Genomic DNA, 22,309 nt, shown 5'->3' with positions numbered 1-22,309 from the left:
GGGGTTGTGGAGTTGGGATCAACTAAATGCCTTCTTCCGGCTACAAAGAGACACTCGTACACATAGGAAAGAAGACTATCGAACGACAATTGTGTCATCTAAAAGCTGCTCTATTTGCAATTGTCAGTCCGCTTTTTGGCCGAAACGTGGCAAAACTTGTGTGAGCATTTTAGGCTATGAGGTTATAATTATTACGATTGGTGCTTTTTGTATAGCCTTGATTGGAAATTAATTTGACAACTGTAAGTCACGCACCGAGACAACCGGTAAAAGATATCCTTTGCACGCTTCATGCAAAATTTAACCAGAATGTTCTCTCCATAGGAGCGGAAACAAGCCTTCTGCTAGATACGATTGATCTCAATTCTCGAATTATTAGCGAGATAAGAGGTATCTTGTCTATAAACTATTGTGAAAGTGAAGGGCAAAAAAGGATTTGCAAAGAGATTTTGGATGAGGTTTTTACCGATTTTTCCCTAGCGATGTACCTGTGCGCGATTGGTTTGATTGTGCCGGCACGGATGTCAGTTCGCCGTGCATTTGAGCTTGGTTTGGCCACGGTTTACATGTGGGACCTGCCGCATGAGTATTGGGGCTGGAGCCATAAGGACCAGGATTTGAGTTTTTCAGTTATGGTCGCTCACCTAAACTCTGTTGGCTATCTTGAGTACATCGCGCAATTGCAGGGAGAAGAATCAGTATCCCCTATCTGCAACCAAGTAGATTTTCAAAGAATCTATCGGGAGCTCAGTAACACAGTTCATGGGAAAGTTTCTGGACTACCCCCCCTCTCACCGGAAAGGTTTTCACCGGACAAAAACGGGATAGAGAAGCACCTGAAACAAATAGCAGAAGCACAAAATATCGTCATTTTGCTATTGTTTGCTCGGTTCCGGGGTCTTGAACTCCTTATAAAATCTGCCTTCCCGCAAATTAAGAGAATCTAAAGCACATGAATGCCCCGACGACACAGACTCAGATTACTGGTGACGATCTCCTGCAGACTGTACGGTGCGAGGATTTGCTCTACGAACAGATCCGCCAGATTTCCGTGCTTGGTGATTTTGAGCGACGCATTATAGATGCATTGAAGGGGGGCGGTGCAAACCTCCTTGAAGGTGCTCGTGGAGTGGGTAAATCCATGCTCCTCAGAATGGCTGAAATTGAACTGGATAACACTTTTCAAACGGACAAGAAGCTAGGTGTATATGTCAATTTCAAGACCAGTACATTGCTAGAAGGGGTGAAGGCTGATGAGCGGGATGCATTCCAAATTTGGGTAAATATCAAAATTCTCGAAGCCTTGCACGAGAAGATGTTGGCATTAAATCTTATTGCAAAGAGTGGAGGGGCGGACCCATATCAACGGGTCTTTGGAATTTCGTCCGTACTTGAAACTAAAGCGATGCTGGAAGAAAAGATTCATCTGCTGCAAAAGCTCGCTTTTAGCAAAGTCAGTCAGACGGATATTATCAACCAGATTGGAACTGAATTTCTGGCTAAGGCTCAGGACACCAGCTTCCTTGTGAATATCATTAGGGAGGTGGCTGAGCTTTTCTCATTGAATAAGATTTTGTTCTTTTTTGACGAGGCTGCGCACACATTCATCTCAACTCAACAGAACATTTTCTTTGAAATCTTCAAGCTGCTTCACAGTGGAAAAGTAGCGTGTAAGGCAGCTGTATATCCGACAGTGACTAACTACGGACGCAACTTCGAGATTGGTCAAGATGCAATAGTGTTGCCGGTTGTTAGATTTGACCCTGGCGAATCTGGTCGCCGCGAGAATCGTGAGCATTTTCGCTCGATTCTTGAAAAGCGGTTGCCAAAAACTAGTACCCTGCGAAAGAAGATTTTTACAAGAGGTGCCGAGCTTGACTTATGCATTGACCTATCAAATGGGAATCCTCGAGCCCTTCTGCATATTTTGAACAGTGCGCTTGCCAGCAATAATCCCCTATCAGAAAGAACCGTTGGCCTAGCAGTACAAAGTTATGTTGATCAGGCACTTATTCCATACCACCAGAGTTTGTCAAAGCGCCTGCCAAAGTATGCGTCTCATATCCGTATCGGGTTAGATTTGCTCAGAGGCTACATAATCCCGGAAATCAGATCCAAGAATCATCGGAAGACAAAAAGCAACTATCAATCTGCGTTTTTTACAGTGCAGCGGGATATGTCCCCGAATCTTAAGTTGGCTCTCGATATCCTTTGTTATTCTGGAATGGTATCGCAACTCGGAACAGTCAAGATTGCTAGCGGTACTGGCCCACGATACATGATTAACTTAGCTCTTATGGCAACTGAAAAGGCTTTCGACACTTCTAAAACCGCAGATGCAATCTCACGCCTAAGCGTAACGGATTATCGTGAATTTTCATCCTCGGATAGCCAAATTCAGACATATTTATCTTCACTTTTGCTCCCGAGCGAAACTTGTTCAATTTGTTCAGCTCTTCTACCGCAGAATGCCAAATTCTGTAGCGAATGCGGCAACAAAATAATTGCCACTTCGATTGTAAGTACACTACTAGAGGAATCTATAGATGGTTTATCAGTTAGCGACCGACTAAAGGACCGAGTCCGGCCGAAATTTCCTACGGTAGGTTCCATCGTGCAAGCAAAACGCAACGAATTGATGAAGATTCCGTACATCAAGGATGTACGCTCAAGAATTATCAAAAATGCTGCCGATGAATTCATTTCAGGATAAAGAGTCGTGCGACATCCGAGACTGTCTGCCACCAGGCGAAGACAACGATCAGAACTGAAGTCTAAGTGGCAGCAATGAGATCAAAAGGTGGATGGCTGGAGTGCCAGATGTCATCGGGTTTTTTTGGTTCGCCTCAGTAAAAGATCAGATTCAATCCAGGTTAATTTTTAAAACTGTCAGATCAAGTTTGAGCCAGTACAAATTATGTTTTTATTGCGCTGATGCGACATCAGCACTCCGCTCAATACATACCCCCAGTTTCTTTACTCCACGAATAATTCCCAGCTTCGCAACGCTGATCTTAACCCACGGCGATTTAAATTCTGTCAAAATGGTTTGCGCGATATGTTCGGCCAAGGCTTCCAACAGGGAAAAGTGTTTGTTGGCCAAAATCTCGTTAATTCTTTCTATGATCAACGCATAGTCCAAAGCATCTGCTATGTTGTCGGATTGGCATGCACGGCTGGTTGGCAATGCGATTTCCAGGTCCAATTGAATCGTTTGCGGAACCACGCGTTCCCACGGGTAAATGCCGATTAAGGTTTTGGCTTTGAAGTCGTGCAGAAAAATAATATCCATTGGTGATTAAGCGCTAAAATGTGCGGGTTATTCGGGAGCTTCCGGAAGTCTTGCGGATGTGAGCGATACGGGATTCTATTCTATTTTGTTCAGGTGGTGCGAATACTCATGACGATATTGGTTTTTGCTCTGTTGGCCTATTTGCTGGGGTCGGTTTCTTTCGCCGTGGTGTCCAGTTGGATTTTTAAATTGCCGGACCCGCGCACCTACGGTTCAAAGAATCCGGGGGCGACCAATGTTTTGCGTAGCGGCAAGAAGGCTGCGGCGGTTTTGACGTTATTGGGTGATGCCGGTAAGGGCTGGTTGGCGGTGGCTTTGGCGCAACATTACGCTCCACTCTGGAATCTTGGGGATGAAGGGGTTGCTGTCGCCGCATTGGCAGTATTTCTGGGTCATGTTTTTCCGGTATTTTTGCGTTTCCAGGGCGGTAAAGGCGTGGCGACTGCGGTCGGCGTATTGCTCGGTTTGAATGTGTGGCTGGGGTTGCTGGCGATGGCGACCTGGTTGGCGGTTGCGTTCACCTGGCGCATTTCGTCGTTGTCGGCCTTGATCGCGGCGGTATTGGCGCCACTGTTTAGCGTCGTCTTGCTGGGTTTTGAAGCCGGGACGCTGGCCGTTTCGGCGATGTCACTGCTGCTGATCTGGCGTCACCGGTCAAATATCGTCAATTTGCTGGCGGGGAAAGAAGGCCGTATCGGCGAGAAAAAATTCCACGGTTTTTGATCAATCATCCGGTTCATCAAGCATTTCCAGATTCCAACGTGCGTTGACGGTAAAGCTGCTTGCCGGTGGCCAGGTTTTATCAGGCGAAGTTTGCAATCGCATTGCACCAGCAAAGGCAATCATGGCACCATTGTCGGTGCAAAATTCAAGTTCCGGATAAAAAACGGTCGCTCCTTTTGCAGAGGCTTTGCTGCTGAGATTCTGACGTAATTGATCGTTGGCGCCCACACCTCCGGCGACAACCAGTTGCGTAAGACCGGTACGCGATAGAGCGGTCAGTGATTTTTCGGTTAATACTTCCACAATCGCTTCTTGAAAAGCCAAAGCAATGTCCGCGCTGGTTTGTTGCGTGATTTCCTGTTTGTTGATCAGGGTGAGCACCGCAGTTTTTAGTCCGCTAAAACTGAAATTGAGATCTCCGCTATTGAGCATCGGCCGCGGAAGTTTAAATCGTCCTGTCCGGCCTTGTTTGGCCAATTTTGATAAGGCGGCGCCGCCCGGATAACCCAGCCCGAGTAATTTTGCGGTTTTGTCAAAAGCCTCACCTGCTGCATCATCAACCGTTTCACCTAACAATTTATAGTGTCCGACCGCATCCACTTGCATTAATTGCGTATGGCCTCCCGAAACCAGCAGCGCGATAAATGGAAAGTTCGGCGCCGGTGTGGATAACAGCGGCGATAACAGATGCCCTTCCAGATGATGGATGCCCAGTGCAGGGATTTTTAGTGCAAAACTCAGTGCAGCACCAATACTGGCGCCGACTAAAAGCGCGCCAGCCAGACCGGGGCCTTGTGTATAAGCGATAGCGTTGATTTCGTGCAATTCACATTTGGCTGCAAGCAATGTTTCCTTGATCAAGGGCAGTACACGGCGGATATGGTCGCGCGATGCAAGCTCAGGAACGACACCGCCATATTCACTGTGCATTTCTATTTGGGAATAAAGCGTATGGCTCAGTAGGCCACGTTTTGTGTCAAACAGTGCGATTCCGGTTTCATCGCAAGAAGTTTCAATGCCTAAAACTAGCATCAGGAAAAATGATGGAATGGCTTAGCAGGCCGTTGAAAAACTATCTGCATTGCCGCTGCGGTGTTAAAAATGGGCTCAAGATGCTCATTTATCATGCATAAGCTGTGCTTTTTCACCTGTTTTTGCCGTGCATCGGCTGCTACAAATACTTTCTTAAGCGGCCTGTTAGTGTTTTCCAATCCAGAAATAAGTTTGTGAGAAGCTTGTTGAGGAGAAATATTCAAGTTGGTTCTGTTCTTGGCAGGTTATAAAATGTTTTGCTGCCATTCTAGCATTGCTGCAGGCAATCAGAGTGATTACGAGATGAATTGAGAAACCTGGGCTATTTAGAAAATCATGTCTGTGCTAAAGTTCGGCTTTTGCATTAAAGCGTCGGGAGGGAAATTATGGATTACAGTTACGAATCTGAGCACACAAAATTTATGCGTGAGTTTCTGGAGAAGAATCCACATGTGCAGGAACAGCGATTGGCCGCAAGAAGTATGTGGTGGGATAAAAATCAGAATAGAGAAGAAAAAAAGGAATTTAATGAATCTTCAGTTCCAATGAAACCCTATGTTTATTTCAATGGATAGTGTTTTGTAAAGATCCGGTTCTTGTAATCCGGTATCATGCTCTGTTTCTTTCAGGAATGTTTGTTATGAAGATATTGATTATGTTGTTAACCGTATTCTTCATAGTGGCATGTGCGAACTTATCCGGTTCAAAAGAAAAAGCTCAGCTTTTTGAAGAAAATTTTGTGGGTGAGCATTCCGCTCTTGCGAGTTGTGTGGCTAATAAACTGCAGTCCGATGGCAGGTCATTTATGCATGTCCTGCAATTCAGAAACCGGCAATATCCGGATATGCAAGCATCGGAAATTCATGCATACGATACAAGGTATCTGCATAACGTTTATTCGACTTATGCACCTTCGAATCCCGACGCTATTCTCATCTACGGTAATCCGGTCCCGGAAATTTTATCAGCCGCGCAGCGCGGTGAAAATGACAAATCTGTTTACGCGTTTGCCCTGATGCTACAAACAATTGATGACACAACGGTCAACGCATCCCTGAGGGGAGATTCTTTCATGGGTAATATAGCCTGGAAAATTCTGCAATTGTGCGTAGCTTCTACAACCAAACCGTTGGTTCCGTAACCAAATCCTGTCAGTTGTTATTCCCGGATTTGGCCAGCAGCACATCCAATGCACGTGAGCTTAAAATGCGCTTGAGAATGCCAAACAGGTAAGTGGGGAATGTCACATAATAGCGTGGCTGCGGTTTGGTAGCTTCCAATGCGTGGATTACCCGTTTGAGTACAGCTTCAGGCGGGAGTGTGAAGGGAACGGCTGGACCCGGCTTGTTCAAGCGCGCTAATACACCCTGGTATTTTTCACGGTGAAAGCTGTTTTCAATGTTGATATATTTTGCCAGTGCCTTGACGGCATTCATGCGAAACTGACTGGTGATCGGCCCCGGCTCAATCAGACTGACGTAAATATTAGTGCCTCGTAGCTCCAGCCGTAGGGTATCACTGAGCCCCTCAATGGCATATTTGGAAGCATTGTAGGCACCCCGGAAAGGCAGAGAAACAAAACCCAGTACCGAGCTGTTCTGGATAATTCTGCCGTAGCCTTGGCGGCGCATGACCGGTATCGCCAGATTGGTGAGTTCCTGCCAGCCAAAGACATTGGTCTCGAATTGTGCACGCAAGGCATCGCGATTCAAATCTTCCACGGCACCCGGCAAGCCGTATGCGCCATTATTAAATAGGGCATACAGTTCACCATCCGTACGGCGCATGACCTCTTCAAAAGCAAAGTGAATCGAGTTTGAATCGGTTAAATCCAGGCGGAAGCTTTCCAGGCCTTCCGCCAGGAGCATTTCAACGCTTGCCCGTTTTCTGGCTGTAGCAAACACACGATAGCCGCGTTCATGCAGTGCTTTGGCTACACAGTAACCGATCCCGCTTGAACATCCTGTAATGAGTATGGTTTTTTTCATTTGCTCAGATTAACCTGTGGATGTGTAATTTTTGTATTGGCTATTTTTCATAACTTGACAATAGATTCGATGCAAAGATAGCATCAATTAGCGATACAAACCTTTCGATAGTAGAAAATAACATAAGAAAAGACTGTTTATGGCAAAAATTTTATTCCGCCTTAATGGCGTATCCGATGATGAAACGAATGATGTGCGCGAATTGTTAGCCAACAATGCGATTGATTTTTATGAAACATCGTCGGGTAACTGGGGTGTGTCAATGCCGGCAATATGGCTCAGCGATGATGATCAGTTTGAGAAGGCGAAAGCATTACTCAATGCTTATCAAGATGAACGAACGGTCAGAATGCGGGAAGATTATGCTCGCTTAAAACGGGAAGGAAAGAATAAAACCTTCATAGATGCGGTTATGCAAAATCCTGTGCATTTTACGATCCATTTGGCACTTGCGTTGTTGGTCATTTACTTGTCTGTCACGCTGGTCCTTGATCTTGCTAAATAACAGGACGAAAATAGTAACCCGATCATCAATATTCATCGAATGCGGTATGATAGTAGTCCAAATCCAGAAACATCATTCTAAGAAGGAGAAAAATATGAAGTTTACTTTGAAAGCAGTTGCCGCAGTACTTGTCATAGCTCCGCTTTACGCCCATGCGGGTGGAGATCCTGAACATGTTAAATTTCCAGAAGGTTATGAAAAAACCTTTACAAAGTATGCAACTATGAATCGCGCGAATCAGACACAAGTTGCCAAGTTGTATGCCAACGAAGTTGCGATTTCTAGTTATACACAAGGAAATATGAGCGCTTCCGGTGCTGTCATGATTATGGAAATATATACGCCAAAAAAAGATGCGAATGGCAAGCCGATTGCAGGTAGTGACGGTACCTTTGAAATTGATTCGCTGTCAGCAGTTGCTGTGATGGAAAAGAGAAATAATTGGGATGCCGCTTTTCCAAAGGAAAATCGTACTGGTGACTGGGGATTTGCTGTTTACAATCCGGATGGTACTGCAAAAAGTAATGATTTGAATTGCGTGCAATGCCATACACCACTACAAGCTCAGGATTACTTGTTCACTTATCAGAAATTGGTTGATTTCGTGAAAAAATAATAAATCCACATGAATTGAGAAGACAATTTGTTAGTACGGATTGTCTTCTCAATGAAGCAGCGCTCCTTTTCAAAAATGAAAGATTGGGTGTTTTTGCAGATATGCATGGTTGAATGATCCATAGCATAAAGCCTTAACCGTATTAATAATTGCACTGATCATCATCTTTTGATTCCAGTTTGGCCGATCCCGATCAAATAATTGTGTCGAAAAATAACAAATCAAAAACCAGTTTTCATTCTGTAAATAAATATTATTCAACAAATAATCTTCTACCTAATTGGGATAAACTCGCTGCATGCATCAATTAGAAGATTCTATGTAATAACATAGTGTTAAGGATATCTTCATATCTCGCAAAGCTGCTCCATAGGTATCAATAAAGGAAAATACATGAGGGATGTTGTTATTCTAAGTGGCGTACGCACGGCTATTGGTGACTATGGTGGCGCACTTAAACAGGTTGCTCCAGCAGATTTGGCGGCAAAGGTAGTGCATGAAGCGGTGTTGCGCGCTGGAATTAATCCAGATAAAGTTGGACACTTGGTTTTTGGCAACGTGATACATGGAGAATCCCGCGATATGTATTTAGCGCGCGTTGCTTGTGTCAATGGCGGCTTACCGCAGCATACTTCCGCATTGACAGTGAATCGGCTATGTGGAAGCGGTCTACAAGCGATCATATCGGCGAGTCAAAATATTCTGCTGAATGACACCGATGTGGCAGTCGCCGGTGGAGCTGAATCCATGAGCCGGGGAGGCTATTTGTTACCTGCTTTGCGGTGGGGGCAGCGCATGAATGACGGGAGTACGGTGGATATGATGATCGGAGCATTGACCGATCCATTCGATAACGTACATATGGGCATTACTGCCGAAAATATTGCCGCTAAATGGCAAATCAGCCGTGAAGTACAAGATGCATTTGCGGCAGAGAGTCATCGCCGTGCCCGGCATGCGATAAGAAATGGTTATTTTAAAGAGCAAATATTGCCTATTGAAATAACGACACATAAAGAAAAAATCCTTTTTGATACTGACGAGCATCCCCGTGAAAACACAAGTATGGAGACTTTGGCTAAGCTTCGTCCTGTTTTCCAAAAAGATGGCACCGTAACAGCAGGCAATGCCTCCGGTATTAATGATAGCGCCGCTGCATTGGTGCTCATGGAAAGTAAAGCAGCACAGAAATGCGACTTGAAACCGTTGGCGCGATTGGTTTCTTATGGTCATGCCGGGGTTGATCCAAAATTTATGGGCATCGGGCCGATACCGGCTGTTCAGAATGCTTTGCGGCGCGCAAATCTTAAAATAACGGATCTTGATGTCATTGAATCCAACGAAGCCTTCGCTGTACAGGCGTGTGTTGTAGCAAAAGAGCTACAATTTGATCCGGAAAAAACCAATCCGAATGGTGGTGCTGTTGCGTTGGGCCATCCTATCGGGGCAACTGGCAGTATCTTGACGATTAAGGCTATTTATGAATTGCATCGTTGTGGCGGTAGATATGCCCTGGTAACCATGTGTATAGGCGGCGGTCAAGGAGTCGCCGCAATATTTGAAAGGTTATGAGAGCTTGACTTAACACCACAGATAATATTTTGATAGTAGTTATGGTTTGATAGATCAGAATTTTACATTGACTGAGTAGAGTGGTTCAGCTATAGTGACGCCTTTTTTAAGCGTAGGTAACGCTGTCTGTTCCAAGGACGGGTAGAAAGCATGTCTTGGATAAAAAATAGACCGCTCAATATTGTTCTACGCTTGCAATTGCTTGCTACATTAATAGCAGCATTTGTTATCTGGTTTTTCCTGGGTATGCATGGTACGGTATCAGCGGTGCTTGGTGGGTCAGTGAGTGTTATGTCCTCGGCGGCATTTGCATTAATTATATCCCGGCACAAAGGGTATACTGCTGAAGGGACTATCAGAACCGCATTAAGGGCTGAAGCAGTAAAAATAATATTGACTGTAAGCTTGTTATGGTTGGTGTTTAAAAATTATGAGGATGTAAATGCATTTGCATTTATTGGAACATTTATCCTAAATGTATTAGTTTATAGCATGGCGTTATTTGTATCAGATGATACAAAATAAGATAAATTTAATGGTAGAGCAGGCAGCGCATGGCATCAGATACAGAACTTACTCCAACATCATACATTAATCATCATTTAACTAATTTAACGACACAAGTCAGCGAAGGCTCATTTTGGGTTTTGCATGTTGATACCCTAGTTACATCTTTAATTCTTGGGGTTATTAGTTTTGGATTTATTTGGCTGGTTGTGCGTAAGGCAACGCCTGGCGTGCCATCGAAACGTCAGGCGTTTGTCGAGCTTGCGGTTGAGTTCATTGATAATGAAGTTAAAAATACATTTCATGGTAACCGTCATGTGTTTGTTGCACCTACAGCGTTAACGATATTTGTGTGGGTTTTGATGATGAACGCTATGGATATTCTGCCAATAGACATTATGGCTTGGATCTATGAGCATGCATTCGGTTTGCATAATTGGCGGACAGTGCCGACGACTGATGTAAATACAACATTCGCGTTGGCTCTTTCAATATGGTTCTTGATGCTTTACTTTAATGTAAAGGTCAAAGGGTGGGGGGGGTGGATGCATGAGCTCTTTTGTACGCCATTTGGAAAAAATCCATTGCTTTGGGTATTGAATCTGTTGTTTAATTTCATAGAATATGTATCTAAGCCGCTATCGCATTCATTGCGTCTATTTGGAAATATTTACGCAGGGGAAATAATTTTCTTGCTGCTGGGTATGTGGGCGGCAACAGGGGTTTCGGGTGCAATTTTTGGTGCAATTCTAGGAGCAGGTTGGGCAATATTTCATATCTTGATTGTTACTTTGCAAGCTTTTATTTTCATGATGCTGACTGTAGTGTATATATCGATGGCGCATGAATCTCACTAAATTCATAAGCTTTATTTTTGTAGTATATTTTTAATCTTTAACAAAAGGAATCTAAAATGGAGAATTTGCAGTATTTGGCAATGATTCAAGCATATACCGGAATAGGTATTGGTTTGATGATTGGACTTGGTGCGGCAGGCGCGTGTATCGGTGTGGGTGTGATGTGCAGTCGTTTTCTTGAAGGTGCGGCGCGTCAACCTGAAATGATACCTACTTTGCAAGGCAAGGTATTCCTTTTGCTCGGCTTAACCGATGCTTCTTTTATTATTGCTGTGGGTTTGGCAATGCTGTTTGCATTTGGTAATCCATTGCTGGCAGTTATTCAATAATAATGTTATTGCTGGATAGATCAGATATTACAGGCTTGTCATGAATATTAACTTTACTTTAATTTCTCAGGCGGTAGCCTTTTCAATATTTATTTGGTTCACTGTTAAATTTGTATGGCCGCCGTTATTGCGTGCAATTGAAGAGCGTCAAAAAACTATTGCTGATGGATTGGCTGCAGGTGAGCGCGGACGTCATGAATTAGAGTTGGCAAGTCAACGCTCTTCTGATGTATTGAAAGAAGCCAAGCAGCGTGCCTCAGAAATAATTTTGCAGGCTGAGAAACGAGCTTCAGAAATTGTTGAAGAGTCGAAAAGAACAGCGAAAGAAGAAGGTGATCGTATAATTCTTGGTGCAAAGGCAGATATAGAACATGAGGTATTTAGTGCTAAAGAGGCGCTGCGTCAGCATGTTGCTGAATTAGCTGTCGCTGGTGCAGCTAAGATTCTACGACGTGAAGTCGATGCTAAAGCGCATGCTGATATGCTTACTTCTATTGGGGAAGATTTGAAATAATGGCTGAAGCGATTACAGTTGCAAGACCTTATGCAGAGGCTGTATATAAGCTGGCAGTTGCTAGTGATAATTTGGACCAGTGGTCAAAAATGTTACGGTTTGCGGTAGAGATTGCAGAAGATGAGCACGTAAAGCTGCTCATTGGCAATCCTGTGGTTTCTGCAAAGCAGCTCGGAGAATTATTTCTGGAGATTGGGCGAAATAAATTTGATTCTGAGGCGCGTAATCTGATGATGCTATTGGCAGAAAATAAACGAATAACAGTGCTGCCTCAGATTGACCTATTATTTGAACAATTAAAAGCACAGCACGAAGGTGTGTTGGATGCGAAAATTGTGAGCGCGTTTGCAATGGAAAGTAAGCAACTGAAAAAACTAATCGATGATCTCGAGAAAAAATTTAAGCGCAAGATAGAGGCACAAGTAAGTGTAGATCCGGAATTAATAGGTGGAATTAAAGTTGAAATTGGCGATGAGATTCTTGATGCCTCAGTTCGCGGTAAACTTGAAGCCATGGCCATTGCCCTTAAAAGCTAGGAGTTAAATGAAATGCAGTTAAATCCATCCGAAATCAGTGAACTGATTAAAAAAAGGATTGAAGGACTTGTTGATACAGCAGAAGTCCGGACGCAAGGAACTATTGTTTCTGTAACGGACGGTATTGTGCGTATTCACGGTTTGTCAGATGTAATGCAAGGTGAAATGTTGGAATTTCCCGGTAATACCTTCGGTTTGGCGCTGAATCTTGAGCGAGATTCAGTAGGCGCAGTTATTATGGGCGCATATGAGCATATCTGCGAGGGTGATACAGTTAAATGTACTGGACGTATTCTCGAAGTGCCTGTTGGAGAAGGATTGTTGGGCCGTGTTGTGAATTCACTGGGGCAACCTATAGATGGGAAAGGACCAATTACAGCAGTAAGGTCTGAACCCATCGAAAAAATAGCGCCGGGTGTGATTTGGCGTCAATCTGTCGATCAACCAGTTCAGACAGGTTTGAAATCGGTAGATTCGATGGTGCCGGTTGGACGTGGACAGCGTGAATTGATTATCGGCGATCGTCAGACAGGGAAAACCGCGGTAGCTATTGATGCGATCATTAATCAGAAAGGTCAAAACATGTTCTGTATTTATGTTGCGATCGGACAGAAGGCTTCTTCGATAGCAAACGTGGTACGTAAACTGGAAGAACATGGCGCAATGGAATATACCATTGTAGTGGCAGCAACCGCGTCAGAATCTGCGGCAATGCAATTTATTGCACCTTATTCTGGATGCACGATGGGTGAGTATTTCCGAGATAAAGGTCAGGATGCGTTGATTGTTTATGATGACTTAACGAAACAGGCATGGGCATATAGACAAATTTCATTGTTATTAAGACGTCCGCCAGGTCGTGAAGCATATCCAGGTGATGTGTTTTATCTTCATTCACGGTTACTTGAAAGAGCGGCGAGGGTCAGTGTCGCATATGTTGAAAAGGCTACTGCAGGCGCAGTAAAGGGTAAGACTGGGTCACTGACTGCTTTGCCAATTATTGAAACGCAGGCTGGTGACGTGACGGCTTTCGTGCCAACCAATGTGATTTCAATCACAGATGGACAAATATTTTTGGAGACAGACTTGTTTAATGCGGGCATTCGCCCAGCAATTAATGCGGGTGTGTCCGTTTCGCGGGTTGGTGGCGCGGCACAAACTAAGGTTATTAAGAAATTAGGTGGCGGCATACGTCTGGCATTAGCGCAATATCGTGAATTGGCTGCCTTTGCCCAATTCGCATCCGATTTGGATGAGGCGACACGTAAACAGCTTGAGCGTGGAAAAATGGCTACTGAATTGATGAAGCAATCGCAGTATGCAACACTCAGTGTTTCTGAGATGGCGCTAACTTTGTTTGCTATTAATAATGGTTATTTTGATGATGTTGAAGTGAAGCGGGCATTGGCATTTGAATCTGCGCTGAAGAGTTATATACGTAATCAGCATGGAACTATTCTTGATAAGATTGAGAATACTAAAGAACTAGACGCGGAAACAGAGAAGGATTTGACCGCTGCAATCAAAGAATTCAAGCAAAACGGAACATATTAATAATGGCTGGCAGCAGAGAAGTACGAAATAAGATAAAAAGTGTAAAGAATACGCAAAAGATTACGCGCGCCATGGAAATGGTGGCGGCTTCTAAAATGCGTAAAGCGCAAGATCGTATGAAAAAAGCGCGACCTTATGGCGAAAAAATACGTAATGTCGCAGCACATATGAGTCGGGCAAACACAGAATATCGGCATCCATTTTTGATAGAGCGGGATACGGTAAAACGTATTGGCATTATTATAGTGACTTCAGATAAAGGGCTTTGTGGTGGTTTGAACACTAATGTTCTACGTAAAGCTATTAATCAAATGAAGGCATGGCAGGCAGATGGTGAACAAATCGAAGTTTGCTGCATAGGCAATAAAGGCCTGGGCTTTATGAGCCGAATTGGTGCAAATGTCACGGCACAGGTAATAGGGCTAGGGGATACGCCAGATATGGTAAAACTTATAGGCGCGGTTAAAGTGGTATTGGATGGATATACACAAGATCAATTCGATCGAGTGTATGTTTTTTATAATCGCTTTATCAATACTATGAAGCAAGAACCTGTGATGGAACAGTTGCTGCCATTGACCGATGAGCGTATGCAGAAAGAAGAGCAAACTAGCGGTAAACCAAAAGCTACATGGGATTATATTTATGAACCTGAAGCCAAGCCTGTTATAGACGATATTATGGTACGTTATGTCGAAGCGTTGATATATCAGGCTGTCACTGAGAACATGGCATCCGAGCAGTCTGCGAGAATGGTGGCGATGAAAGCGGCATCTGATAATGCAGGAAGTGTCATTGATGAGTTGACATTGATTTACAACAAATCTCGACAAGCGGCAATTACCAAGGAATTGTCGGAAATTGTCGGCGGCGCGGCGGCTGTTTAAAACATTTTTAGTATTTAGTTAGGGAACAACGATGAGTCAAGGAAAAATTGTTCAGTGTATTGGTGCGGTGATTGATGTGGAATTTTCACGTGAATCCATCCCAAAAGTATATGATGCGTTAATAATGGAAGGTTCTGAACTTACGCTGGAAGTACAGCAACAGCTGGGCGATGGAGTGGTGCGCACAATTGCACTGGGATCTTCTGATGGTTTGCGCCGTGGAATGATGGTTAAAAATACGGGCAAACAAATTACTGTACCTGTCGGGACCAAAACATTGGGACGTATCATGGATGTGCTGGGTCGCCCAATAGACGAAATGGGTGAAATTGGTGCAGAGCAAACCATGTCCATTCATCGTGATGCGCCAGCGTTCGACGAATTGTCAGCATCGACAGAATTATTAGAAACTGGCATTAAAGTGATTGATTTAATTTGCCCATTTGCAAAAGGCGGAAAAGTCGGATTATTTGGTGGTGCGGGTGTCGGCAAGACTGTCAATATGATGGAGTTGATCCGCAATATCGCGATTGAACACAGTGGGTATTCGGTATTTGCGGGTGTGGGGGAACGTACTCGCGAAGGAAATGACTTTTATCATGAGATGAAAGAATCTAAAGTCCTTGATAAGGTTGCACTGGTTTATGGACAAATGAATGAGCCGCCCGGAAATCGTTTGCGCGTAGCACTGACGGGATTGACTATGGCAGAGTCATTTCGGGATGAAGGTCGTGATGTATTATTCTTTGTTGATAATATTTACCGGTATACATTGGCAGGAACCGAAGTGTCAGCGTTGCTGGGACGTATGCCATCAGCAGTGGGTTATCAACCGACACTGGCTGAAGAAATGGGGCGTTTGCAAGAACGGATCACATCGACAAAAACAGGCTCAATTACATCAATACAAGCTGTTTATGTTCCGGCTGATGACTTAACCGATCCATCTCCAGCAACAACTTTTGGTCACTTGGATGCGACCGTTGTGTTGTCTCGTGATATCGCATCGTTAGGTATTTACCCTGCTGTGGATCCACTTGATTCAACTTCACGTCAGCTTGATCCACAAGTTGTGGGTGAAGAGCATTACAATACTGCACGTGCTGTACAGCAAACATTGCAACGCTATAAAGAATTAAGAGACATTATTGCTATTTTAGGTATGGATGAATTGTCCCCTGAAGATAAATTGGCAGTTAGTCGTGCGAGAAAGATTCAACGTTTCCTATCACAACCATTTAACGTCGCTGAAGTCTTTACCGGGTCTCCAGGAAAATATGTCTCGCTTAAAGATACAATCAAAGGTTTTAAAGGTATTGTTGAAGGTGAGTATGATGATCTACCAGAACAGGCGTTCTACATGGTTGGCGGCATCGAAGAAGCCGTTGAGAAAGCCAAAACCCTTCAATAAATTGAGAGAAAATATCAATGGGCGCTATTTTTCATCTTGATATCGTTAGTGCTGAAGAATCTATTTATTCCGGTCCAGTGGAATTTTTAGTTGCACCAGCACAAATGGGTGAAGTAGGTATTTACCCACGTCATACTCCGATGTTGACAAGAATTAAATCTGGAATGGTGCGTATCAAAGCACAATTAAAAGAAGAAGAACTGATATACGTGTCTGGAGGCATGTTAGAAGTTCAGCCTGATATTGTTACTATACTGGCAGATACTGCGGTGCGCAGTCATGATCTTGATGAAGCCAAGGCGATCGAAGCAAAACGAGCAGCAGAAGAGGCTATGAAGAACAAAGAGTCTGAGTTGGATTATGCGAGAGCCCAGGCAGAATTAATCGAAGCCATGGCGCAATTGGCCGCAATTGATAAACTAAGAAAACGTAGACACTAATTAAGATACTGAAAGAAAAAAAGGCGACGTATGTCGCCTTTTTTGTTTCTGTTGTCTGAATTTTGGCTGATTTTTTCAACCAAATATCTATGGTTCGCTTAATAAATGATAAAGTATTGAGCGAACAAAATTTACTCCTATCATATCCTTACACTATGTTCCTTATAAATGAAGGGTGTATATTCATTACAGTTGATTGAGTCGAATTGAATATACTTAAAACCAAAAAGGGAGTTCAATATTGTGACTAAACTTAATGTTGTAATACTCGCAGCAGGTGAAGGAAAACGCATGCACTCTTCTCTTCCAAAAGTATTGCATACTTTGGCAGGATGCTCATTGCTAACGCATGTTACTAACACGGCCAGATTGCTATCACCTGATAAAATCTGTATTGTCATCGGACATGGGGGGGAGATAGTAAAGCAATCGATTGTCGGCGATGATTTAACTTGGGTTCTGCAAGCGCAACAATTGGGTACCGGACATGCACTAATGCAAACACTACAGCATCTTGATAGAGATGGTTTGACGCTTGTGTTGTATGGGGACGTGCCATTAATCAGCATTCAAACATTGCAAAAATTAATAGCGAAAGCAGAAGAAAAGCATTGCGTGTTGTTAACTGCAGAGATCGGGAATCCTTTTGGTTATGGCAGAATTATGCGCGATCCTGAAACAAGAGCAATTAAAGCTATTGTAGAGCAAAAAGACACCAATACTGAGCAACAAGAGATCCGCGAAATTAATACCGGCATAATGCTGATACCCAATGATTATTTACATAACTGGTTGCCAAAAATTGAAAACAAAAACACGCAGCATGAATATTACTTGACCGATATCATTGCCTTGTCAGTTAAACAAGGCATTCAAGTCGCATCGTCACAAGCGAAAAATCTTTGGGAGGTAATGGGCGTTAATAATAAGTCTCAACTTGCAGAGCTTGAACGAATCTATCAAAGGCACTGTGCAGATAAGCTTTTGTATCTGGGGGTTGGTTTGATAGATCCGTCTCGAATTGATATAAGAGGAGAGCTTGTTTGCGGATCGGATGTTGAAATTGATATTAGTTGTATTTTTGAAGGAATGGTTAAGCTGGGTGATTCTGTAAAAGTGGGAGCGCACTGCATATTGAAGAATGTAAAGGTAGATGCGGGCACTACTATACTACCGTATAGCATGATTGAAGATACAGAGATAGGTGAAAGCTGCAAGATTGGACCGTATGCACGAATTCGACCTGGAACCAAACTTTCTAACAGAGTACATATCGGTAATTTTGTCGAGGTGAAGAATAGTCAGATCGCTTTGGGAAGTAAAGCCAATCATTTAAGCTATATTGGTGATTCTATTGTAGGAAAGAATGTCAATATAGGTGCTGGAACAATTACTTGTAATTATGATGGGGCTAATAAGCATCAAACGATTGTAGAAGATGACGTATTTATCGGATCAGACACACAGCTTATTGCGCCAGTGAGAATTTCTAAAGGTTCCACAATCGGAGCTGGATCGACTATCACTAAGGAAACACCGGAAGGTCAGCTTACTTTATCCAGATCGAAGCAACTGAGTGTTGCTGGCTGGAAGCGTCCGCAGAAGCCAAAAGTATAGAATAGAATTATTGATGCAGTAGATTTTGATTTATCAGCTTGAGTGGCGAGGAGAATGTACTATGTGCGGAATAGTTGGTGCAGTAGCCAATGATAATGTCGTTCCGATGTTGTTGGAAGGGTTGCTACGCTTAGAATACCGAGGGTATGACTCTGCCGGATTGGTGGTAACGTGTAATGGCCTGCAAAGATTACGCACGACAGATCGCGTGACCGAATTGCAGAAACTCGCAATTAAACAGAAAACACATGGACTTGCAGGCATTGCACATACGCGCTGGGCGACGCATGGAGCGCCATCAGAACGTAATGCACATCCCCATTTCTCTGGAACTGCCGGAACAGATACTAGAATCGCTATTGTGCATAATGGAATAATTGAGAACCATGAAGTAATGCGCAAACGCTTACAGGCGGAAGGATTTGAATTTATATCGGATACCGATACCGAAGTTATTGCACATCTCATAGCATTTAATCTTAAGCGGACCGCTGATTTATTAAAAGCGGTTTGCGAGTCTATTGCTGAATTGCAAGGTGCTTACGCAATTGCTGTGATGGAGGAAGCCCGACCTGAGAAGCTTGTTGTTGCACGTAACGGAGCGCCATTATTGCTGGGTTTGGGTGAAAGCGGGAATTATGCGGCCTCAGATGCATCTGCATTATTAAAAGCAACCAGGAATATGATTTATCTGGAAGAAGGCGATGTCGCTGAACTGACATGCAATGGATATCACATTGTCAATTGTCTTAATGGCGCTTTAGTACAAGAAGTGGAGCGAAAGGTTCATGAAAGTAGTCTGGCGAGTGAAGCAATAGAAATTGGACCGTATGCACATTTCATGCAAAAGGAAATATTTGAGCAACCGAGTGCTGTGGCAAATACGCTTGAAATGGTATTTAGTGCTCAGTCTATTTCACCCAATTTATTTGGTAGTGAAGCTGAGAAAGTATTTAATAAAACCAGCGGCATTCTGATACTGGCCTGCGGAACCAGCTATCACGCAGGCTTGGTTGCTCGTTATTGGCTGGAATCCGTTGCTGGTTTGCCATGCAATGTTGAAATAGCGAGCGAATATCGTTATCGGGACCCCATTGCAGACCCGACGACTTTAGTGGTTGGTATTTCTCAATCGGGAGAAACTGCAGACACTCTAGCGGCAATGAGTTATGCGAAGAAATTGGGTCATCAATACAGTTTAGCCATTTGCAACGTGCCGGAAAGTGCATTGATCCGGCAAACTGATTTGCGGTTTCTTACCCGAGCCGGCCCAGAAATTGGCGTGGCTTCGACTAAAGCGTTTACTACGCAATTAGCATCACTACTACTGCTAACGGTGACACTAGCAAAGATGCGCCATAAATTATCGATCGAAGATGAACAGCGGATGATTATGGCGCTACGCCATTTGCCGGTAGCTCTGCAGCATGCACTACAAGTCGAACCGAAAGTGAAAATTTGGGCTAAAAGCTTTGCACAGAAGCGCCACGCATTATTTCTTGGACGCGGTGTTCATTATCCCGTTGCGATGGAAGGTGCGCTTAAGCTCAAGGAGATTTCTTATATACATGCTGAAGCCTATGCAGCTGGAGAATTAAAACATGGTCCGTTAGCTTTAGTAGATAGCGAAATGCCAGTTGTTGCAATAGCACCCAATGACCAGCTATTAGGGAAACTAAAATCGAACCTGCAAGAAGTGCATGCGCGAGGTGGTGAACTCTATGTGTTTGCGGATGCAGATTCTCAGATAGCGCAAGGCGAGAATCTGCATGTAATCCGATTAGCAGAGCATGCTGGTTTACTCAGTCCAATTCTTCATACAATACCACTTCAGCTATTGGCTTATCATGTTGCCTTAGTGAAAGGGACTGATGTTGATAAACCAAGGAATCTTGCAAAAGCAGTAACGGTGGAATAAATACGATTTGATAAAGATCGAGTTATTAAAACTGATAACATGCTATACGAAACAGATGGTTGTATTGTCTGCTAGAGTTTGGTACTTTATCCATAAGCTATGGGTGGTAATATAAATTTACTTTCGTAGAGGACGCAGATAAATGGCAGGTCATAGCAAATGGGCTAATATCAAACACAAAAAAGCCGCACAAGACGCTAAACGCGGTAAGGTATTTACTCGGCTTATTAAGGAAATTACTGTGGCTGCCCGTATGGGTGGCGGAGATCCAGATAGTAATCCACGCTTACGCTTGGCGGTGGATAAGGCATACGATCAGAATATGCCGAAGGACAATGTGGAGCGTGCGATTAAGCGTGGCAGCGGCACTCTGGATGGGGCTGATTATGAAGAAATTCGTTATGAAGGCTATGGCATAGCGGGTGCTGCTGTAATGGTAGATTGCATGACAGATAATCGTGTTCGTACTGTGGCTGATGTACGTCATGCTTTTACGAAGTATGGCGGTAATCTGGGTACGGACGGTTCCGTCAATTTCTTATTTAGACACTGTGGTCAATTTATTTTTGCACCAGGAACTGATGAAGATAAGCTCATAGAAGTCGCTTTGGAGGGAGGAGCCGAAGATGTGATCAGTAATGAGGACAGTAGTATCGAAGTAATTACGGATCCTTATGAATTTATAAACGTTAAAGAAGCATTAGAGAAAGCGGGATTTAAGGCTGAGTTAGCGGAAGTGACGATGAAACCAAGCAATGAGGCTGTATTAACCGGTGATGATGCTGTAAAAATGCAAAAATTATTGGATGCTTTGGAAAATCTTGATGATGTACAGAATGTATACACCACAGCAATTCTTGATGAATAAGAGCTATATTGGCAGGTGACAAAATCCGTATTCTTGGCATAGACCCTGGGTTACGTAATACCGGTTTTGGCGTGATCGATAAAATTGGAAGTAATTTAACCTATGTCAGCAGTGGCAGTGTTAAAACTTTTGAAGGTGAATTGCCTTCTCGTCTCAAGTTAATTCTGAATAATTTAAGTGAAGTCATCACGCAATATCAACCCGGGCACGTTGCCATAGAGCAAGTTTTTGTCAATATCAATCCCAAGTCTACATTATTACTAGGTCAGGCACGTGGCGCGGCTATTTGCGCAGCAGTGCTGAATGATCTGATCGTGGCTGAATATACTGCGTTGCAAATAAAACAAGCCGTAGTGGGTAATGGTCATGCCAAAAAAGATCAAGTACAGGAAATGGTTATGCGGTTACTTAATCTGGCTGGCAGCCCAAGTGCTGATGCGGCAGATGCTTTGGCTTGCGCGATATGTCACGCCCATGGGGGCATGGGACTGGGGAAGATTGCAACAACAGGCTACCGCATGAAACGTGGGCGTTTAGTATGATAGGGCGATTAACCGGAATTTTGCTCGAAAAGCGCCCCCCGCAAGTACTGTTGGATGTGCGGGGTATTGGTTATGAAATAGATGTGCCAATGAGTACTTTTTATGACCTTCCGGCGATCGGTGTGCAAGCAACATTGTATACGCATCTTGTGATACGTGAAGATATGCATTTGTTGTTTGGTTTTGCAACGGAATCTGAGCGCCAGACTTTTCGCCAGCTGATAAAAATTTCGGGTGTAGGTGCAAGAACTGCGTTGGCTCTTTTATCAGGTTTGAGTGTGCCTGATTTGTATCGTGCTGTGGAAGATCAGGATAGTACACGACTCATCCGAGTGCCCGGTATCGGGAAAAAAACGGCTGAGCGCTTACTGCTGGAGTTGCGGGATAAGCTGGGCACTACAGGGATCAATTTAGATCAGAGCCCATCTACGCCAACTAATGACAGTGACATACTCAATGCATTGTTATCACTAGGTTATAATGACAGGGAAGCAGATTGGGCCATCAAGAAAATAGCGTCTAATGCAACCGTGTCCGATGGCATACGGCAAGCATTGCAACTATTATCTAAGGAAAAGTAACAAGAAAGTAACTTGGGCTA

The 22,309-nt window shown here is 43.7% G+C and carries 25 protein-coding genes; 22 read left to right on the top strand and 3 right to left on the bottom strand.

Features of this window, described 5'->3' with window-relative positions; genetic code table 11:
* Positions 1-233: 233 nt before the first annotated feature.
* Both ACH10T_RS09985 and ACH10T_RS09980 read left to right on the top strand, forming a co-directional pair.
* A complete protein-coding gene (locus ACH10T_RS09985) occupies positions 234-947 on the top strand; it encodes a hypothetical protein (protein WP_394809133.1) in 714 nt (237 codons plus the stop codon).
* A 5-nt stretch (positions 948-952) separates the two neighbouring features.
* Positions 953-2,713: a hypothetical protein gene (locus ACH10T_RS09980; RefSeq protein ID WP_394809132.1), complete on the top strand. Its 1,761-nt coding sequence runs from the start codon at positions 953-955 to the stop codon at positions 2,711-2,713.
* Positions 2,714-2,923: 210 nt separating this feature from the next.
* On the opposite strand, the gene ACH10T_RS09975 is transcribed toward ACH10T_RS09980, so the two are convergent.
* Entirely contained in the window at positions 2,924-3,292 is a 369-nt protein-coding gene (locus ACH10T_RS09975; protein WP_394809131.1) for a dihydroneopterin aldolase, read from the bottom strand.
* A 108-nt stretch (positions 3,293-3,400) separates the two neighbouring features.
* Here ACH10T_RS09975 and plsY point away from each other — a divergent pair, with 108 nt between their 5' ends.
* Positions 3,401-4,015: a glycerol-3-phosphate 1-O-acyltransferase PlsY gene (plsY, locus tag ACH10T_RS09970; RefSeq protein WP_394809130.1), complete on the top strand. Its 615-nt coding sequence runs from the start codon at positions 3,401-3,403 to the stop codon at positions 4,013-4,015.
* Here the strand turns inward: plsY and tsaD are convergent, their stop codons facing one another.
* Positions 4,016-5,047, bottom strand: a complete 1,032-nt coding sequence (gene tsaD, locus ACH10T_RS09965; RefSeq protein ID WP_394809129.1) for a tRNA (adenosine(37)-N6)-threonylcarbamoyltransferase complex transferase subunit TsaD — start codon at positions 5,045-5,047, stop codon at positions 4,016-4,018. It lies immediately after the preceding gene.
* Between the two features lie 386 nt (positions 5,048-5,433).
* Between tsaD and ACH10T_RS09960 the strand changes: the two genes are divergently transcribed.
* Positions 5,434-5,622, top strand: coding sequence for a DUF3460 family protein (locus ACH10T_RS09960; protein ID WP_394809128.1), 189 nt, complete (start codon positions 5,434-5,436; stop codon positions 5,620-5,622).
* Positions 5,623-5,687: 65 nt separating this feature from the next.
* Positions 5,688-6,188, top strand: coding sequence for a hypothetical protein (locus ACH10T_RS09955; RefSeq protein WP_394809127.1), 501 nt, complete (start codon positions 5,688-5,690; stop codon positions 6,186-6,188).
* 10 nt (positions 6,189-6,198) lie between these two features.
* Here the strand turns inward: ACH10T_RS09955 and ACH10T_RS09950 are convergent, their stop codons facing one another.
* A complete protein-coding gene (locus tag ACH10T_RS09950; RefSeq protein WP_394809126.1) occupies positions 6,199-7,035 on the bottom strand; it encodes an SDR family oxidoreductase in 837 nt (278 codons plus the stop codon).
* Positions 7,036-7,174: 139 nt separating this feature from the next.
* Here ACH10T_RS09950 and ACH10T_RS09945 point away from each other — a divergent pair, with 139 nt between their 5' ends.
* The 17 genes from ACH10T_RS09945 to ruvA all read left to right on the top strand — a co-directional run bounded on the left by ACH10T_RS09945 (position 7,175) and on the right by ruvA (position 22,289).
* The gene (locus tag ACH10T_RS09945) at positions 7,175-7,540 is read left to right on the top strand and encodes a DUF6164 family protein (protein WP_394809125.1); all 366 of its coding nucleotides are present in this window, start codon (positions 7,175-7,177) and stop codon (positions 7,538-7,540) included.
* Positions 7,541-7,634: 94 nt separating this feature from the next.
* Positions 7,635-8,156: a cytochrome P460 family protein gene (locus tag ACH10T_RS09940; RefSeq protein ID WP_394809124.1), complete on the top strand. Its 522-nt coding sequence runs from the start codon at positions 7,635-7,637 to the stop codon at positions 8,154-8,156.
* A gap of 393 nt (positions 8,157-8,549) precedes the next feature.
* The gene (locus ACH10T_RS09935; RefSeq protein WP_394809123.1) at positions 8,550-9,728 is read left to right on the top strand and encodes an acetyl-CoA C-acyltransferase family protein; all 1,179 of its coding nucleotides are present in this window, start codon (positions 8,550-8,552) and stop codon (positions 9,726-9,728) included.
* Between the two features lie 150 nt (positions 9,729-9,878).
* Entirely contained in the window at positions 9,879-10,253 is a 375-nt protein-coding gene (locus ACH10T_RS09930) for an ATP synthase subunit I (protein WP_394809122.1), read from the top strand.
* Positions 10,254-10,282: 29 nt separating this feature from the next.
* Entirely contained in the window at positions 10,283-11,092 is an 810-nt protein-coding gene (gene atpB, locus ACH10T_RS09925; RefSeq protein ID WP_292993050.1) for a F0F1 ATP synthase subunit A, read from the top strand.
* A gap of 56 nt (positions 11,093-11,148) precedes the next feature.
* Positions 11,149-11,421, top strand: a complete 273-nt coding sequence (gene atpE / locus ACH10T_RS09920) for a F0F1 ATP synthase subunit C (protein WP_013646518.1) — start codon at positions 11,149-11,151, stop codon at positions 11,419-11,421.
* Positions 11,422-11,461: 40 nt separating this feature from the next.
* On the top strand, positions 11,462-11,935 hold the full coding sequence (locus ACH10T_RS09915; RefSeq protein WP_394809121.1) for a F0F1 ATP synthase subunit B: 474 nt from the start codon (positions 11,462-11,464) through the stop codon (positions 11,933-11,935).
* On the top strand, positions 11,935-12,471 hold the full coding sequence (locus ACH10T_RS09910) for a F0F1 ATP synthase subunit delta (protein WP_394809120.1): 537 nt from the start codon (positions 11,935-11,937) through the stop codon (positions 12,469-12,471). Before ACH10T_RS09915 ends, ACH10T_RS09910 begins: the two co-directional genes overlap by 1 nt.
* 12 nt (positions 12,472-12,483) lie before the next feature.
* Positions 12,484-14,025: a F0F1 ATP synthase subunit alpha gene (gene atpA, locus ACH10T_RS09905; RefSeq protein ID WP_394809119.1), complete on the top strand. Its 1,542-nt coding sequence runs from the start codon at positions 12,484-12,486 to the stop codon at positions 14,023-14,025.
* 2 nt (positions 14,026-14,027) lie between these two features.
* Complete coding sequence (gene atpG / locus ACH10T_RS09900; protein WP_394809118.1) at positions 14,028-14,912, top strand: F0F1 ATP synthase subunit gamma; 885 nt, start codon at positions 14,028-14,030, stop codon at positions 14,910-14,912.
* Positions 14,913-14,943: 31 nt separating this feature from the next.
* A complete protein-coding gene (gene atpD, locus ACH10T_RS09895; protein ID WP_394809117.1) occupies positions 14,944-16,323 on the top strand; it encodes a F0F1 ATP synthase subunit beta in 1,380 nt (459 codons plus the stop codon).
* 17 nt (positions 16,324-16,340) lie between these two features.
* Positions 16,341-16,763 carry a F0F1 ATP synthase subunit epsilon gene (locus tag ACH10T_RS09890; RefSeq protein ID WP_394809116.1) on the top strand — a complete coding sequence of 141 codons (423 nt, stop codon included), beginning with the start codon at positions 16,341-16,343 and terminating at the stop codon, positions 16,761-16,763.
* A 243-nt stretch (positions 16,764-17,006) separates the two neighbouring features.
* Entirely contained in the window at positions 17,007-18,380 is a 1,374-nt protein-coding gene (glmU, locus tag ACH10T_RS09885; RefSeq protein ID WP_394809115.1) for a bifunctional UDP-N-acetylglucosamine diphosphorylase/glucosamine-1-phosphate N-acetyltransferase GlmU, read from the top strand.
* A 61-nt stretch (positions 18,381-18,441) separates the two neighbouring features.
* Positions 18,442-20,298, top strand: coding sequence for a glutamine--fructose-6-phosphate transaminase (isomerizing) (gene glmS, locus ACH10T_RS09880; RefSeq protein WP_394809114.1), 1,857 nt, complete (start codon positions 18,442-18,444; stop codon positions 20,296-20,298).
* Between the two features lie 142 nt (positions 20,299-20,440).
* The gene (locus ACH10T_RS09875; protein ID WP_394809113.1) at positions 20,441-21,166 is read left to right on the top strand and encodes a YebC/PmpR family DNA-binding transcriptional regulator; all 726 of its coding nucleotides are present in this window, start codon (positions 20,441-20,443) and stop codon (positions 21,164-21,166) included.
* Positions 21,167-21,174: 8 nt separating this feature from the next.
* Positions 21,175-21,708 (top strand): crossover junction endodeoxyribonuclease RuvC, encoded by a 534-nt coding sequence (gene ruvC / locus ACH10T_RS09870; RefSeq protein WP_394809112.1) that lies wholly within the window; start codon positions 21,175-21,177, stop codon positions 21,706-21,708.
* On the top strand, positions 21,705-22,289 hold the full coding sequence (gene ruvA, locus ACH10T_RS09865; protein ID WP_394809111.1) for a Holliday junction branch migration protein RuvA: 585 nt from the start codon (positions 21,705-21,707) through the stop codon (positions 22,287-22,289). The genes ruvC and ruvA overlap by 4 nt, the downstream gene beginning before the upstream one ends.
* Positions 22,290-22,309 lie beyond the last annotated feature (20 nt).

It is taken from the genome of Nitrosomonas sp. (assembly GCF_043753625.1).
Taxonomy (GTDB): Bacteria; Pseudomonadota; Gammaproteobacteria; order Burkholderiales; family Nitrosomonadaceae; genus Nitrosomonas.
This window is presented reverse-complemented; position numbering and strand designations above follow the sequence as displayed.

Coding starts and splice junctions, on each gene's coding strand:
- ACH10T_RS09940 (WP_394809124.1), top strand. CDS start 7,635: ATGAAGTTTACTTTGAAAGCAGTTGCCGCAGTACTTGTCATAGCTCCG.
- atpG (WP_394809118.1), top strand. CDS start 14,028: ATGGCTGGCAGCAGAGAAGTACGAAATAAGATAAAAAGTGTAAAGAAT.
- ACH10T_RS09935 (WP_394809123.1), top strand. CDS start 8,550: ATGAGGGATGTTGTTATTCTAAGTGGCGTACGCACGGCTATTGGTGAC.
- ACH10T_RS09910 (WP_394809120.1), top strand. CDS start 11,935: ATGGCTGAAGCGATTACAGTTGCAAGACCTTATGCAGAGGCTGTATAT.
- ACH10T_RS09930 (WP_394809122.1), top strand. CDS start 9,879: ATGTCTTGGATAAAAAATAGACCGCTCAATATTGTTCTACGCTTGCAA.
- plsY (WP_394809130.1), top strand. CDS start 3,401: ATGACGATATTGGTTTTTGCTCTGTTGGCCTATTTGCTGGGGTCGGTT.
- ACH10T_RS09945 (WP_394809125.1), top strand. CDS start 7,175: ATGGCAAAAATTTTATTCCGCCTTAATGGCGTATCCGATGATGAAACG.
- glmS (WP_394809114.1), top strand. CDS start 18,442: ATGTGCGGAATAGTTGGTGCAGTAGCCAATGATAATGTCGTTCCGATG.
- ACH10T_RS09975 (WP_394809131.1), bottom strand. CDS start 3,292: ATGGATATTATTTTTCTGCACGACTTCAAAGCCAAAACCTTAATCGGC.
- ACH10T_RS09890 (WP_394809116.1), top strand. CDS start 16,341: ATGGGCGCTATTTTTCATCTTGATATCGTTAGTGCTGAAGAATCTATT.
- ruvA (WP_394809111.1), top strand. CDS start 21,705: ATGATAGGGCGATTAACCGGAATTTTGCTCGAAAAGCGCCCCCCGCAA.
- tsaD (WP_394809129.1), bottom strand. CDS start 5,047: ATGCTAGTTTTAGGCATTGAAACTTCTTGCGATGAAACCGGAATCGCA.
- atpD (WP_394809117.1), top strand. CDS start 14,944: ATGAGTCAAGGAAAAATTGTTCAGTGTATTGGTGCGGTGATTGATGTG.
- ACH10T_RS09950 (WP_394809126.1), bottom strand. CDS start 7,035: ATGAAAAAAACCATACTCATTACAGGATGTTCAAGCGGGATCGGTTAC.
- atpB (WP_292993050.1), top strand. CDS start 10,283: ATGGCATCAGATACAGAACTTACTCCAACATCATACATTAATCATCAT.
- ACH10T_RS09875 (WP_394809113.1), top strand. CDS start 20,441: ATGGCAGGTCATAGCAAATGGGCTAATATCAAACACAAAAAAGCCGCA.
- atpA (WP_394809119.1), top strand. CDS start 12,484: ATGCAGTTAAATCCATCCGAAATCAGTGAACTGATTAAAAAAAGGATT.
- atpE (WP_013646518.1), top strand. CDS start 11,149: ATGGAGAATTTGCAGTATTTGGCAATGATTCAAGCATATACCGGAATA.
- ACH10T_RS09980 (WP_394809132.1), top strand. CDS start 953: ATGAATGCCCCGACGACACAGACTCAGATTACTGGTGACGATCTCCTG.
- ACH10T_RS09960 (WP_394809128.1), top strand. CDS start 5,434: ATGGATTACAGTTACGAATCTGAGCACACAAAATTTATGCGTGAGTTT.
- ACH10T_RS09955 (WP_394809127.1), top strand. CDS start 5,688: ATGAAGATATTGATTATGTTGTTAACCGTATTCTTCATAGTGGCATGT.
- ACH10T_RS09915 (WP_394809121.1), top strand. CDS start 11,462: ATGAATATTAACTTTACTTTAATTTCTCAGGCGGTAGCCTTTTCAATA.